We start from the raw sequence: 13,678 nt of genomic DNA, 5'->3' as shown, positions 1-13,678 counted from the left end.
TTTTTTAAAAGGAAAACTCATACTTTTGTAGAAGTCGATACTCCAAAAAGCAATCAAAATTTTATTTTACAAAAACCAGTTTTAACCAAAAGTTTTATTTAATTCACAACCAAAATCTCAATTTAACCTTTAAAAGTAAGTCTGATGGAAAAGAAAGCTACAAGTCCGGCACCAGCTGCAAAGCCTGCTGCGGCAGCAACTAAAGGCAAAGGCGGTTTGAACCCGGCATTGGTAATCCCTCTACTATTTGTAATTGCACTTTGTGTTTACCTTTTTGTTCTTGGTGCACCTGAGCACTTCAAGGATGGGGATCACGCAAAAGGCCCGATCGATGGAGATTACTACGGAATCGTTTACAAAGGAGGTCCTATCGTACCAATTTTGATGACATGTTTCCTTATCGTATTAACATTTACAATCGAGCGTCTGATCACTTTGAACAAAGCGAGTGGTTCAGGCAGCATCGACGCATTCGTTCGTAAGTTGAGAGGTCTTCTTGACAAAAATCAAATCGAAGAAGCGATCAGAGAGTGTGACAAACAAAAAGGATCAGTTGGTAACGTTATCAAAGCAGGTCTTTTGAAATACAAGCAGCTGACTACCGAAACTGCTCTTGATAAAGAACAAAAGCTGGCGGCTCTTCAGAAAGAGATTGAAGAAGCAACAACGCTTGAACTTCCAATGCTTCAGAAAAACCTGACGATTATCGCAACTCTGGCGGGTGCATCTACACTCTTGGCCCTTCTTGGAACGGTAATCGGTATGATCAAAGCGTTTGCTGCATTGGGTACTTCCGGATCTCCTGACTCTGCTGCACTTGCAACAGGTATCTCTGAGGCCCTTATCAATACCGCTCTTGGTATCGGTACTTCTGCAATCGCGACAATTTCTTACGCTTACCTCAACAGCCGTGTTGACGACCTTACTTACAGCATTGATGAAATCGGCATGAGCCTTCAATCAAATTTTGCTGCACATTATTAATAGTTTGTGAACTATTTAATAGTAAGGTTTCGTTAATATATAAAAAACTTATATATTTGAATTATGGGAAAGGTAAGGCCTAAGAAGCATGCTCCGCATACGGATATGACCGCGATGACTGACGTGGCGTTCCTGCTGTTGACGTTCTTCATTATGACGGCAACTTTCAAGTCGAATGATGCGGAAATTACTACTCCGACATCTATTTCGCAGATCAAAGTGCCCGATGATAAGATCATGATCATCAGTATCGATCGGGAAGGCAAAGTTTTCTTCGGCGTGGATGCTCAGCCTGTACGGGCGGCAATGCTGGAGAATATCGGACAAGCAAAAGGAGTAACCTTTACAGACACTGAAAAGGCAAAATTTGCGATCCAGTCCAGCTTTGGTTTTCCTTTGAACCAGTTAAAAGCATGGCTCAACATGCCGAAAGACCAAATGAGCCAGGTAAAGCAGCCGGGTATTCCTGTTGATTCAACAGGTGCCAGCGAATTGGCAGACTGGGTTTATGCAGCCCGGAAAGCAGACAGCGGCTTGCGTATTGCATTGAAAGGGGACAACGTTGCGAAGTTCCCTGCGTTTAAGGATGTACTGGCTAACCTGCAATCACAGAACATTAACAAGTTCAACCTGATTACAGGCAGCGAACAGGCTCCTGCCGGTTACTCAAACAATTAATGTTATTATTTAACAATCAGAAGAAATGGCAGCAATTGAAGAATCCGGTGGTGGGCATGGTAAAGGTGATGGTAAGGTTCGCGGTAAGAAAATGTCCACCCGTGTGGACATGACCCCGATGGTGGACCTGGGATTTTTGCTTATTACTTTTTTCATGCTTGCGACAACTATGTCAAAACCTACTTCCATGTCACTGGCTGTGCCTGACAAGACGGAAGAAAAGGAAGAGACTGAGCCACTGAAAGCGTCTAAAGTTTTGACCCTGTTCATGGGTGAAAATGATAACGTTTACTATCTCGATGGTGTAGCAGCTGATGACGACAAAGCGGAGAGTTCTCTCAAGACAACCCGCTACGGGTATGATTTGAGAAATGTAATCTTCTCCTCGCAGAAGCGCATTAATGCAGCTAATCCGAAAGATGAAAAAGGAAATGATGCTTTCGTTGTAGTAATTAAGCCAACACCAGTATCTACCTATAAGAACATGGTGGATGTCTTGGATGAAATGGCAATTACCAAGTCTAAGCGTTATGCATTGGTAGATAACCTGACAGATTCTGAAAAGAAGATTTTAGGTGATCGTATCAAACCTAAAAATTAAGTTTAATCAGTTAAAAAATTAGCACCATGGCAGAGTTAGGCCCGAATGCAACGCTAGATGATATAGTGTTTGCCAATCGAAATAAGGCGTACGGTGCGTTCGAACTCCGTAAAGGATATCGTGCTGATGTCACCAAGGCTACACTGATCGGAGCTGCTCTTTTTGTCCTGGCAATGTTTACGCCGTCAATCATCAACAAGTTGACAGCAGGTCAGGAAAAAGAAGATGTGATGGTAGAGGTAGACTTGATGAACATCCCGCCGCCGCCCATTGACCCAGCTGAACCACCTCCGCCGCCGCCACCACCCGTGGAGCAGCCTAAGGTGAATACTGTAAAGTTCTTGCCTCCCGAGGTTAAGAAAGATGAAGAAGTACCGGAAGAGACTCCTCCGCCAACTGTTGAGGAGATCAAGGAAGCAGTAGTTGCCGACAAGACCATTGAAGGTGATCCTAATGCCAACGAGATTATTGTAGCACCCGAAGCTGTGGCTGCGCCAAGCAAAGGAACAGTAGTTGAAGCGGCACCAGAGCCCGAGAAGGTATTTACAGTGGTTGAGCAGCAGCCTGAATTCCCAGGAGGTACTACTGAGATGTACAAGTATCTTAGTAAAAACATCAAGTACCCGAGTGCGGCTTCTCGTGCAAACGTTTCAGGCAGGGTTTTCATGACCTTCGTTGTAAACACTGACGGAAGTATCCAGGATGTTGCTGTATTGAAAGGACTTGGTTTCGGCTGTGATGAAGAGGCAATCCGCGTTGTGAAAGCAATGCCAAAATGGAAGCCAGGTAAGCAGTCGGGACGTGCGGTTCGTGTTAAATATAACCTGCCAATCAACTTCCAGCTGGAGTAACAAATGAGGGAGAAACCATTGCATGAGAAGATCGGTGATCTTACCTCGGTGTTAATGGCTCTGACATACATTGGAGGAGGGGTCTTTTTGATCTTCTCCTCCTTGTCTTTTAGAATGTTACCTGTTGGTAGTGCACCCAGGTTAGCATTTGCTGGCATACTTATTTTGTATGGGGCCTACCGAGGATATAGGGTCTGGCGTAAACGAAACAGGGAATTATGAACTTCCGGGTAGTAGGCACGAGCCTTGGATTGTTACTTGGCGCGGCTGGCTTTTTGGGTTGTAATCCATCTTCCGACCAGCTTGACAATCCTAGAAATGGTACAATAACGATAGCTTCTGACGAGTCCTTTGAGCCCTTGGTAAATTCTCTTACCAAAGCGTACGAAGGGATATACCCGGATGCACATTTTGTAGTGGATTACAAGCCTGAGCAGGAAGCAATCCGGCAGTTACTGCAGGATAGTGCCCGAATCATATTTGCCACACGTCAGCTGAATGAGAAGGAGCAGGATATTATCAAGCAGCAAAAAGGATCACACCGCTTCCAGCATATAGCTACGGATGGTCTTGCGCTGGTGGTTGGGAAAGCCAATTCAGATACCCTGATCACCATGTCGGAAGTTGCAGGAATTATCCAGGGCAAGATTACAGATTGGTCACAATTGAAAGGCGGAAATCAGCAAGGGGCAATTACCCTCGTGTTTGATAACGCCAATGCGAGCAACCTCAACTACGTTCTGAATAAATTTGGGGTAAAAGACATCAGCAAACTGCGGATAATTGCAGCAGGTTCAAATGAGAAGGTAATTACTGATGTCAGGAGCAATCCGCTGCATTTAGGTTTTATCGGTGTCAACTGGATCAGCGATGGTAATTCATTGTCGTCTCAGGAATTATCCAAGGACATACGCGTGATGGGTGTTTCAAAAAAAATGAACCCTGACTCAATAAGTGATTATATTCAGCCGTTTCAAAGCGGTCTTGAATTTAAAAGATACCCGCTCTACCGTGATCTGTACATCATCAGCAGAGAAGGTTATTCAGGGTTGGGAGGAGGCTTGATGACGTATATTGCCCGTGATGTAGGAGGACTTATTATCCAAAAAATGGGACTTTTGCCAACTGTGCCTTATCCGAGAGAGCTGGAAATTACGACAGGCAAGGATTTTTAAGTAACTAAAGACAATTTGAACAGATTTGGAGTTTGTTATTGAAAAGCCAAATTTTTTATCATTATTTTAACCGGGTAAAAAATGAACAGAAACATGAAATTGAAGTTAGCAGCATTTGTATTTGGCCTTCTGGCGTTCGTCGGCGTGCAGGCACAGACTGTCCAGGACGGTCTTGCATTGATACACGGAGAGCGTTACAATGAAGCAGGAGAACTTTTCAAAAAACTGGCAGAAAGTAGTAATTCAGCGGATAACCAATATTATCTCGGATACTACTACTTGAAAACAAACCAGCTTGACGAAGCACAAAAAGCTTTTGAAAAAGGCCTGACTATAGATGACAAGTCATATTTGAATCAGGTTGGTCTTGGAACAGTAGCATTAGGTAAGGGTGATCGTACCAAAGCGAAAGAACTGTTTGATCAGGCAGAGAAGAAAAAAGGTAAAGATGCCGAAGTATTGTTCAGAATAGGTGAGGCTTACACATTGTTTGAAAAACAAAATGACCCCGCCGAAGCAATTCGTCTTCTGGACCTGGCGGTAAAAAGAGACAAAGACCTTGCTGATGCATATATCGCGAAAGGTGATGCATTGATGCTGCGTAATGAAGGCGGACCTGCTGCAACTGCATATGAATATGCATTGACTGCAAAACCGAACTACCCGGTAGCTTATAACAGCATTGGCCAGATTTACCTGCGCGGTAAAAACTACAACCTTGCTCTTGAAAACTACAAAAAAGCGATAGAAGCAGATGCAAACTTCGCTCCGGCTTACAAAGACCTGGCAGAACTTTACTTCTTCGCTCAGAAATACAAGCAGGCTGCTGAAAACTTCGATTTGTATATCCAGAAAAGCGGAACTACTGATCCTGAGATGAAGTTGCGTGCTGCGCAGTTTGCCTTCACAGCTGATGATTATGCAAAATCACTGCAGTTGCTGGAAGACATTAAAGGAAAGATCAACAATCCGATCACACTGCGTATGTACGGATGGTCTTACTTCAAGACTAACCAACCTGATCAGGCAATCCAAAACCTGAATGAATTTATTAAAGTTGCTCCTGACAAAGTTATCGGAGATGACTACAAGTACCTGGGCCGCGCTTACAATCAGAAAGCAACTACAGGTACTGGCTACGATTCAACAGGTATGTCGTACATCATGAAAGGTGCTGATATGGATACCAGCAAAACAGAAGCTGCTGCGACTTACAAAGAACTTGGCGGACTTTTCTATGCTGCGAAAGATTACCAGAATGCTGCTACTGCCTACGAAAAGGGAATTGCACTTGATACTGCAAAAGCAACAGCAAACGACTACTACTACGAGGGTCTTGCAAATTTCCAGTATGCAGGTTCCATTACGGCACCTGGTGCAGCAGATGCTAATTTTGCTGATAGTGCAACTATTGCAAACAATAAGAAGGCACTGTACATGAAGTCGGATTCGATTTTCACAACTGTGACGCAAAAGTTGCCTGACTGGCCTTACGGATACTACTGGAGAGCCAGCTCGCTTTACAATGCATATGATCGTACGGAAAATGTGGAAAAAGGAATTTCTGCTCCGCATTATCAAAAACTGATTGAGCTTGCAGAAAAGGATCCTGATCCTTCCAAGTACAAAAACTATCTTAAAATTGCATACAATTACCTGGCATTATACAGCCAGAACACATTGTCTGACAATGCAAAAGCGAAGGAGTATTGGGAGAAACTCTTGAAGATTGATCCCGATAACGCTACTGCCAAAGAAGCTCTCGGCATTGCCATTGCTCCGGCAGCAGGTGGAAAAACAGCTCCTAAAAAGCAATAAACAGAAATGCCATAAAAAAACCGGATCGGGCAACGATCCGGTTTTTTTATGGCTTATAAGATCTAGCTTGAAGGTGTAAGTCGGGCAAAACAACTGTTTAAGACATGTAAATGAACAGCGGAATAATTATCATAACACCATTGCCTTAGTCTTGTTACCTCGGCGGGCATTAACATTCGGATTGCTTTTCTTAGTTCTTTTTCAAATAACCTGCGATCGAAGCTCACTTTCTGCAGAATAATTTTAATGTATTCAAGCATCGAGGCCATGGGATAGTTAGTTTTGTGGTTTAGAGCATCTAATTAGTTTAAGGAATTTGCCAACAAAATGTAAGATTCCTAATAAAGGTAACGAAATACAGAATGAAGTTATATGCGATAACAAATATATTTTTGTGTTTTTTCGTTAATGCTTTTGCTCAAAGTCCGGCCAGTAATGTGACCATTGAGTTTGGCAGCAAGAATCTTACACTTGACCAACCTTTCCTGATTTCCGTAGTAATACGTGACTCTGAGAGCAGGCCTTCCATCCTGTTTCCAGAAATTAAGGATCTGGAAAAACGGAGTAAAACTGCTACAAGCTCGGTAAGTACCGTGGACGGCAAAAAAGTTGTCATTCAGACAATCACCCAAGAATATTATGCCACGAAGCCCGGAAACTATCTCATTCCCGAATTTAATATTACTGTCAATGCTACGCGGCTGCATTCTGAGGAGACCATGATCGTTTTCGGAAAGGCACAATCCGCTGAGGCATTGGAGGATGATAGCAAGGTGACAGTGGATGCAGAACTTGAAAGCAACAAAGAAGATATTTTCATTTCTGTTCAGACTGACAAAAAGACTGCCTACATACGGGAGGGTTTTGCATTGAGGGTGTCGCTCTACATCGCCGAAAACGCACCTGTAGAAATGGAATTTTACCGGTTTAATGAACAATTGCAGTTTATCCTCAAAAAGCTTCGTCCGGCAAACTGCTGGGAGGAAAATGTAGGTATTGAAGAAATCGTTAAAAGACGCGTGCAGATCCGCGGCAGAAGCTATACAGAGTACAACATGTACCAGGCCAGGCTTTTTCCTTTTACCACAGAGCATGTCAACTTTCCGGCAGTATCACTCGACATGCTTGTGAATGATCATGAGGGGGCTGTAAATGTAGAGAACAAGGTCATCCGGAAGTTCCGGTCGAAGCCTTTCTCTGTTTTTGTAAAACAACTACCTGATCACCCCCTTCGCGACCAGGTAGCGGTGGGGCAGTACCACCTGAAAGAACAGCTGTCCGGCGAACTGGTATATCCCGGTGAAAGCGTCCGTTATGTATTTAAGGTAGAAGGTACCGGCAATATAAAGGCCATACCCGCCCCGATCATTCAGGCAGGCTCCTCACTGGACATTTATCCTCCCGAAGTAAGTCAGGTCATCAGGCGTACTTACCAAAGCGTGGCAGGCGAAAAAGCATTTGACTACTTTGTAGTACCCAAGAAGGACGGTAAGTTTATTTTAGGCCGGTATTTTCAATGGATATACTTTAATACTGCGGATCAGGCATATGATACATTACGCTCTTCCAAAATGCTTGAAGTCAAAGGAGAGGACTATCAGCTGGCAAATTTGTCGCTCAATGGCTCACCAGGCTTGTATGACAATCTGGAAAGTTTGGACAGTACACAAGAATCAATCAGTTATAAACAGCTATTAAAGGATGCAACCAACATCATTGTTGTAATTTTACTGATTACAATGATTTGGGTTTTCAGGAGATAAATGAAATGGGAAGTACTTACGGTAAGATATTTAAAATAGCCACATTCGGCGAGTCACATGGTGCGGCTATCGGCGTAATCGTAGAAGGCTGTCCGGCAGGAGTGATTTTCAACACTGATTTCATTCAGAGCGAGCTTAGCCGCCGCAAACCGGGACAATCCCGCATTACTACGCAGCGCAAGGAAGCGGACGAATTTGAGGTGCTATCCGGAGTTTTCGAAGGAAAAACGACAGGTACGCCCATTGCCATGATCATCCGGAATGAGGATCAGCGCAGCAAGGATTATTCCCACATTGCAGCACAATACCGACCATCACACGCAGATTATACTTACCAGGTCAAATATGGCGTGCGCGACTACCGGGGCGGAGGCAGGAGCTCAGCGCGCGAAACAGCTGCGAGAGTAGCCGCCGGCGCGCTTGCAAAACTGCTTTTGAACCAGGCAGGTGTCAAAATAACCGCATACGTTTCCCAGGTAGGTACGCTGGCGCTCAGCAAAGCCTATCAGGACCTGGACTTGTCGGAAGCAGAAAACAATGCCGTACGCTGTCCGGATCCTGAAGTTGCCGGGCAAATGTTTGAATACATTGACAGTGTGCGTAAGCAAGGAGACTCCGTAGGAGGCATTGTAAGCTGTGTGGCTACGGGCGTACCGGCAGGCTGGGGTGAGCCGGTATTCGATAAGCTTCACGCCGAGTTAGGTAAAGCCATGTTAAGTATCAATGCCGTGAAAGGCTTTGAGTACGGCAGCGGGTTTGAAGGCGTCCGGATGCTGGGGTCAGCGCACAATGATGCTTTTTTTGTAGATGAAAATGGCAGTGTACATACACGTTCCAACTATTCCGGGGGCATTCAGGGCGGTATTTCCAATGGAGAAGATATTTACTTCCGTGTTGCATTCAAGCCGGTAGCTACGATTATGCAGGATCAGGAGAGTATTGATCAGCATGGAGACGCGGCTGTGGTGCAGGGAAAAGGGAGACACGATCCGTGCGTGGTACCGCGTGCAGTGCCTATCGTAGAGGCGATGGCGGCGCTGGTACTGGCAGATTTATACCTTAGGAACAAAAGCAGCCGGGTAGATCAGTAACCCCTGTTTTTGCGGCGCCTCTGATTAAGGCTCAATACCAGCCAGATCGTACCGACAAACTCGACCGCCAGGCCGCATAAGGTAACCGGATTGCTGAATTGTACTTGTGATGATTTTAGGAAAGAGCCGGTGACAAGAATTAACATTCCGGCCAGGAGGAGTAGTGCAGCGCTTCGTAAGTCAAATCTCACTGACTATAATGTTGGTTCAACAATAAATGCTCCAGAGGCATCGCTGATCCAAAGTAATCATTTGCCGGCGTAAATGCGAATTTTGCCCGGATCAATTTCCTTTAAAACAATAAAGGCTCCCGAAGGAGCCTTTATTGTTTTAATCAGATAACCTGAGTTTTTCCTGGTATCGCCACCGGATACAAACCGTCCGGACCGGGAAGAACTTTCGGAGATGCATCCCATGCCAGCTTGTCTGGGAACAGGTTAATATCAGACTTAATCGCCTCATCCCACGTAATCAGCTTACCGGAGTAGGTTGCCATACGGCCCATGATTGCAGTCATTGTGCTTTTGGCACCATTTTCAGCATCTGCAAACTTGTACTCACCCTTCGCGATCGCAGCAAACAATTCGTCGTGCTCAACCTGATACGGGTTTTTGTCGCCTTTATCGTCATGCTGATACATGACACTGCCTTTGTAATCTTTCAGGATTGTTTTCTTGCCATCAAAGCTGTCGATGCGTCCTTTTGTTCCTACAAACGCTTCGTCAACCCTGTTCCAGGTGCCTTCAAATTGCCGGCACTGGCTTGAAATGGTAGTACCATCCGCATAAACAAGGTCAAGTGTATGGTGATCAAAAATTTCACCATAAGCCTTTCCTGTGCGGACCTGGCGACCACCCGTTCCCTGGATTGAGACCGGATACCCATTTTTCACCCAGTTGGCAACGTCAATGTTGTGAACATGCTGCTCATTGATATGGTCGCCGCACAGCCAGTTGAAGTAGTACCAGTTTCTCATCTGGTATTCCATTTCAGTCTGGTTAGCCTGGCGCTCCTTCATCCAGGGGCTGCTGCCTACCCAGTATACCTGGCCGCCTACGATATCACCCAGTGCACCATCGTGAATTCTTTTGATAGCCTCACGATAGTTAGCCTGGTAGTGGCGCTGCAAGCCTACTACTACATTCAGTTTTTTCTTTTTGGCTTCTTCTGCCAGTTCCAGCACCTTACGAATCCCCGGAGCATCAGTAGCTACCGGTTTTTCCATAAAAATATGCTTGTTATTTTTTACAGCTTCTTCAAAATGCGAAGGACGGAAACCCGGAGGCGTGGCAAGGATAACCACATCCACATCTTTCAGCGCAATCGCTTTTTTGAACGCATCAAAACCAACGAATTTCCGATCATCAGGAACATCGACTTTCATTTTAATGTCGACAGGCGCACCGGCTGCATTCTTGTATTTTTTTGCCGTCAGGTTTTTGTAAGATTCGTCAAGACGGTCTTTAAATGCATCCGCCATGGCCACAATCTGTACATTCTGAGTTGTGCTGAGTGCTTGTGCCGCCGCACCGGTACCTCTGCCACCACAGCCGATCAATGCCACCTTGATAGTGTCATCAACAGAGCTGTTATAAGCCTGGCCTTTCAGCGGATTAATCAAGGCGCCACCGGCAATAAGGCCGGATGCCTTCAGAAAATTACGCCTGTTTTGTTCCATTTGAGTAAAAAATTAAGAGTTCGAATATATCAGTAATCTTCAATCAGCTTAGGGCTGTAATAAGCTTTGATTTCCTCAGGAGAAGGAGTTTTGACGGGACGCACAATGCGGAATCCTACAAAGGAAGCGCTCGTCATCCACCATTCGCTTTTTGGCAGCTGCGGGTCCAGCACTTTCCAATCCGCCTTGGAGCCTACGCGCGCTGCACTTCTCAGGTCTACCGGTTCGTCGTCCCAGGAGCCGCCTCTTACCGAAGTCGGGTACAGTTCTGTAACAGGGGCAAATGCTTCGTTGGCAGGTCTTTTTGCATAATAATCCGGAATGTACTGGTCAAGTGTCCACTCCATTACATTGCCGTGCATATCATAAAGTCCGAATGCATTGGGCTTTTTCTGACCTACTTTCTTGTAGGCAGCATCGCTGTTTTTGCGGTACCAGGCATATTCGCCCAGCTGAGCTTCGTCATTTCCAAACGAGTAGGCTGTTTTAGAACCTGCCCGGGCAGCGTATTCCCACTCTGCTTCCGTAGGCAGGCGGTAGAAAATGCCCGTTTTTTCATAAAGCCATTTGCAAAAGAAAATGGCAGCATATTGTGTCATGTTGATGGCAGGATAGCCAGAGCGGCCCATACCAAAAGACATGTCTACGTAAGGCGGGCTGGGGCGTGTACTTGCGTCCGTTTTCTGAACACTTTTGTCTGGATCAGGGTAGCGGGCAGCCATTTCCTTTTCCATATTTTTGAAAGCATAAAGGTCATATATGTCCCAGATCACTTCGGTTTTGCCCATCCAGAAAGGCTCAATCTTAACCTTGTGCTGAGGGCCTTCGTCTGCTTTGCGCCCTTTTTCCGAGGCAGGGCTTCCCATCATAAATTCGCCGCCCGGAACTGCGACCATGTCATAAACCTGTGTACTTCCTCCGATTTTCTGAGTGTAATTTTTGAAATCTGCATTCTGCGCAACGGCCTGGAAACAAATGGAGATGGTAAGGATTAGGTGAAGAAATTTTTTGGACATGATTAGAAAACGTGTTCTATAAAACCATAAGTAGATATAAAGAGCAATATTAGCCTATTTACCCTTTGAAAGCCAATTTTTTGTTTAAGATCTGTCCTACCTTTACGGCATCGAATAGTAAGTTTACCTATGAATTATCTTTCAGCAGAAAATATCGCCAAATCCTTTGGGGATCAGTGGCTTTTCAAAAATATTAACTTCGGGATCAGCAAGGGCGACAAGGTTGCATTGATCGGGACGAATGGCGCGGGGAAAACTACCTTCCTTAACATACTCACCGGCAAGCTGCCGGCCGACGAAGGTGAAGTAAGCATCCGGAAGGACATCCGGGTAGGATATCTTGATCAGAGCCCTTCTTTCAATGAGTCACTTCCGGTGCTCGAAGTTATTTTTTCTTCCAATAACCCCATTGCGCAGGTTGTAAAGCGTTACGAGCACGCCATTGAAACAGGCGATCATGATGCCCTTGAAAAAGCAATGGAGGATATGGACAAATTTGCAGCCTGGGATTTTGAATACCGCACCAAGGAAATCCTTGGCCGGCTTGGCATTCACGATACGGAAAATGCCTACGGAAACCTGTCGGGCGGGCAGCGCAAGCGGGTGGCAATGGCCAAGGTGCTTTTGGAAGATCCCGACCTGCTGATCCTCGACGAACCTACTAACCATTTGGACCTTGATACGGTTGAGTGGCTTGAAAACTACCTGAACACGTCCAATACGACCCTGCTGGTGGTCACGCACGACCGCTACTTTCTGGATACCGTGTGTAATCAGATGCTTGAACTGGACAATGGGTCGGCATACACCTATAAAGGTAACTATACCAATTTCCTTGAAAAGAAGGCTGAGCGTGAGGAAATGGAGGCCGCAGCAGTAGACAAGGCCCGGAACCTGATGCGCAAGGAGCTGGACTGGATACGCAGGCAGCCCAAGGCACGCGGTACCAAAGCTAAATACCGCATTGATGCTTTTGAAGAACTGAAAGAAAAGGCCAGTCAGAAGAAAGTGGACGTACAGATGGACCTGAATGTCCGCACTTCACGCCTTGGTAGTAAAATCATTGAGCTGGACCATGTAACAAAGGGTTTTGACGGCCGGGAGCTGATCCGGGATTTTGAATATACCTTTCGCCGTGGCGACCGCATTGGTATTGTCGGCAAAAACGGGATGGGTAAATCGACCCTCCTGAATATGATTACCGGCGAGCTGCAACCCGATCAGGGCCAGGTAGTAAAAGGAGAAACCGTACAGTTTGGCTACTATCGTCAGTCTGACCTTGTTTTTAATGAAAATCAACGGGTTATTGATATTGTAAAAGACGTGGCGGAAGTTGTTCAGCTGGGTACCGGAGAAACTGTGACCATTGGCAACCTTCTGCAATCCTTCCTGTTTTCTCCTGCCAAACAATACGATTTCATTTCAAAGCTAAGCGGTGGAGAGCGCCGGAGGCTGCAATTGCTGCTCATCCTGATCAAGCAACCCAACTTCCTCATTCTCGATGAGCCGACCAATGATCTGGATATTGCTAGTTTGAATGTGCTGGAAGAATTTCTGCTGAACTTCCCCGGTTGTCTGGTCATTGTTTCACACGACCGGTACTTCCTCGACAGGCTCGTCCAGCATATTTTTGTGTTCGACGGCGAGGGCCAGATCAGCGATTTTCCAGGAAACTACACCGAGCTCCGCGATTATCAGGACGAGCAGGAAGCTGAGAAAAAAACCGTTTTGCCGGCAATAAAGCCTGTGGTTGTACCTGAGGTTCCTAAGGAAATCATTCCAGTGGGGAAAAAAAAGCTAAGCTATAAGGAGCAAAAGGAGATGGAGCAGCTTGAAAAAGATATCGAGCAAATCGAAAGCCGTAAGGCTGCTTTGGTGCAAAAACTGAATGCCGGCGGCACTCACGCTGAGCTGTCTGGCTGGTCGACGGAAATTGAAAACCTGGCCGAACAACAGGCAAATAAGGAAATGCGCTGGCTTGAACTTTCTGAAAATGCTTAAATTTGATCGCCCCGGTACGGAC

The 13,678-nt window shown here is 45.6% G+C and carries 12 protein-coding genes; 9 read left to right on the top strand and 3 right to left on the bottom strand.

What is annotated here, in order from left to right:
• Positions 1-144: 144 nt before the first annotated feature.
• The 6 genes from HWI92_RS17635 to HWI92_RS17610 all read left to right on the top strand — a co-directional run bounded on the left by HWI92_RS17635 (position 145) and on the right by HWI92_RS17610 (position 6,107).
• On the top strand, positions 145-984 hold the full coding sequence (locus HWI92_RS17635; RefSeq protein WP_204657716.1) for a MotA/TolQ/ExbB proton channel family protein: 840 nt from the start codon (positions 145-147) through the stop codon (positions 982-984).
• Between the two features lie 63 nt (positions 985-1,047).
• On the top strand, positions 1,048-1,662 hold the full coding sequence (locus HWI92_RS17630; RefSeq protein ID WP_204657714.1) for an ExbD/TolR family protein: 615 nt from the start codon (positions 1,048-1,050) through the stop codon (positions 1,660-1,662).
• Positions 1,663-1,687: 25 nt separating this feature from the next.
• A complete protein-coding gene (locus HWI92_RS17625; RefSeq protein ID WP_204657712.1) occupies positions 1,688-2,263 on the top strand; it encodes an ExbD/TolR family protein in 576 nt (191 codons plus the stop codon).
• A 26-nt stretch (positions 2,264-2,289) separates the two neighbouring features.
• Complete coding sequence (locus HWI92_RS17620; RefSeq protein WP_204657710.1) at positions 2,290-3,114, top strand: energy transducer TonB; 825 nt, start codon at positions 2,290-2,292, stop codon at positions 3,112-3,114.
• A 218-nt stretch (positions 3,115-3,332) separates the two neighbouring features.
• Positions 3,333-4,289: a substrate-binding domain-containing protein gene (locus HWI92_RS17615; protein ID WP_204657708.1), complete on the top strand. Its 957-nt coding sequence runs from the start codon at positions 3,333-3,335 to the stop codon at positions 4,287-4,289.
• 93 nt (positions 4,290-4,382) lie between these two features.
• A complete protein-coding gene (locus HWI92_RS17610; protein ID WP_229248232.1) occupies positions 4,383-6,107 on the top strand; it encodes a tetratricopeptide repeat protein in 1,725 nt (574 codons plus the stop codon).
• A 62-nt stretch (positions 6,108-6,169) separates the two neighbouring features.
• On the opposite strand, the gene HWI92_RS25345 is transcribed toward HWI92_RS17610, so the two are convergent.
• Complete coding sequence (locus HWI92_RS25345) at positions 6,170-6,376, bottom strand: hypothetical protein (RefSeq protein ID WP_229248230.1); 207 nt, start codon at positions 6,374-6,376, stop codon at positions 6,170-6,172.
• A gap of 123 nt (positions 6,377-6,499) precedes the next feature.
• Between HWI92_RS25345 and HWI92_RS17605 the strand changes: the two genes are divergently transcribed.
• On the top strand, positions 6,500-7,870 hold the full coding sequence (locus tag HWI92_RS17605; protein ID WP_229248222.1) for a BatD family protein: 1,371 nt from the start codon (positions 6,500-6,502) through the stop codon (positions 7,868-7,870).
• Positions 7,871-7,875: 5 nt separating this feature from the next.
• Complete coding sequence (gene aroC, locus HWI92_RS17600) at positions 7,876-8,961, top strand: chorismate synthase (RefSeq protein WP_204657702.1); 1,086 nt, start codon at positions 7,876-7,878, stop codon at positions 8,959-8,961.
• A gap of 334 nt (positions 8,962-9,295) precedes the next feature.
• On the opposite strand, the gene HWI92_RS17595 is transcribed toward aroC, so the two are convergent.
• Together HWI92_RS17595 and HWI92_RS17590 are read right to left on the bottom strand one after the other, a co-directional pair.
• On the bottom strand, positions 9,296-10,639 hold the full coding sequence (locus HWI92_RS17595; RefSeq protein ID WP_204657692.1) for a Gfo/Idh/MocA family protein: 1,344 nt from the start codon (positions 10,637-10,639) through the stop codon (positions 9,296-9,298).
• Between the two features lie 29 nt (positions 10,640-10,668).
• Positions 10,669-11,655 carry a formylglycine-generating enzyme family protein gene (locus HWI92_RS17590; RefSeq protein WP_204657690.1) on the bottom strand — a complete coding sequence of 329 codons (987 nt, stop codon included), beginning with the start codon at positions 11,653-11,655 and terminating at the stop codon, positions 10,669-10,671.
• A 129-nt stretch (positions 11,656-11,784) separates the two neighbouring features.
• On the opposite strand from HWI92_RS17590, the gene HWI92_RS17585 reads away from it, so the two are divergent.
• Positions 11,785-13,656 (top strand): ABC-F family ATP-binding cassette domain-containing protein, encoded by a 1,872-nt coding sequence (locus HWI92_RS17585; RefSeq protein ID WP_204657688.1) that lies wholly within the window; start codon positions 11,785-11,787, stop codon positions 13,654-13,656.
• Positions 13,657-13,678 lie beyond the last annotated feature (22 nt).

It is taken from the genome of Dyadobacter sandarakinus (assembly GCF_016894445.1).
GTDB lineage: Bacteria > Bacteroidota > Bacteroidia > Cytophagales > Spirosomataceae > Dyadobacter > Dyadobacter sandarakinus.
Note: the sequence above shows the minus strand (reverse complement) of the source record. Positions and strands in the feature narration are given on the sequence as shown.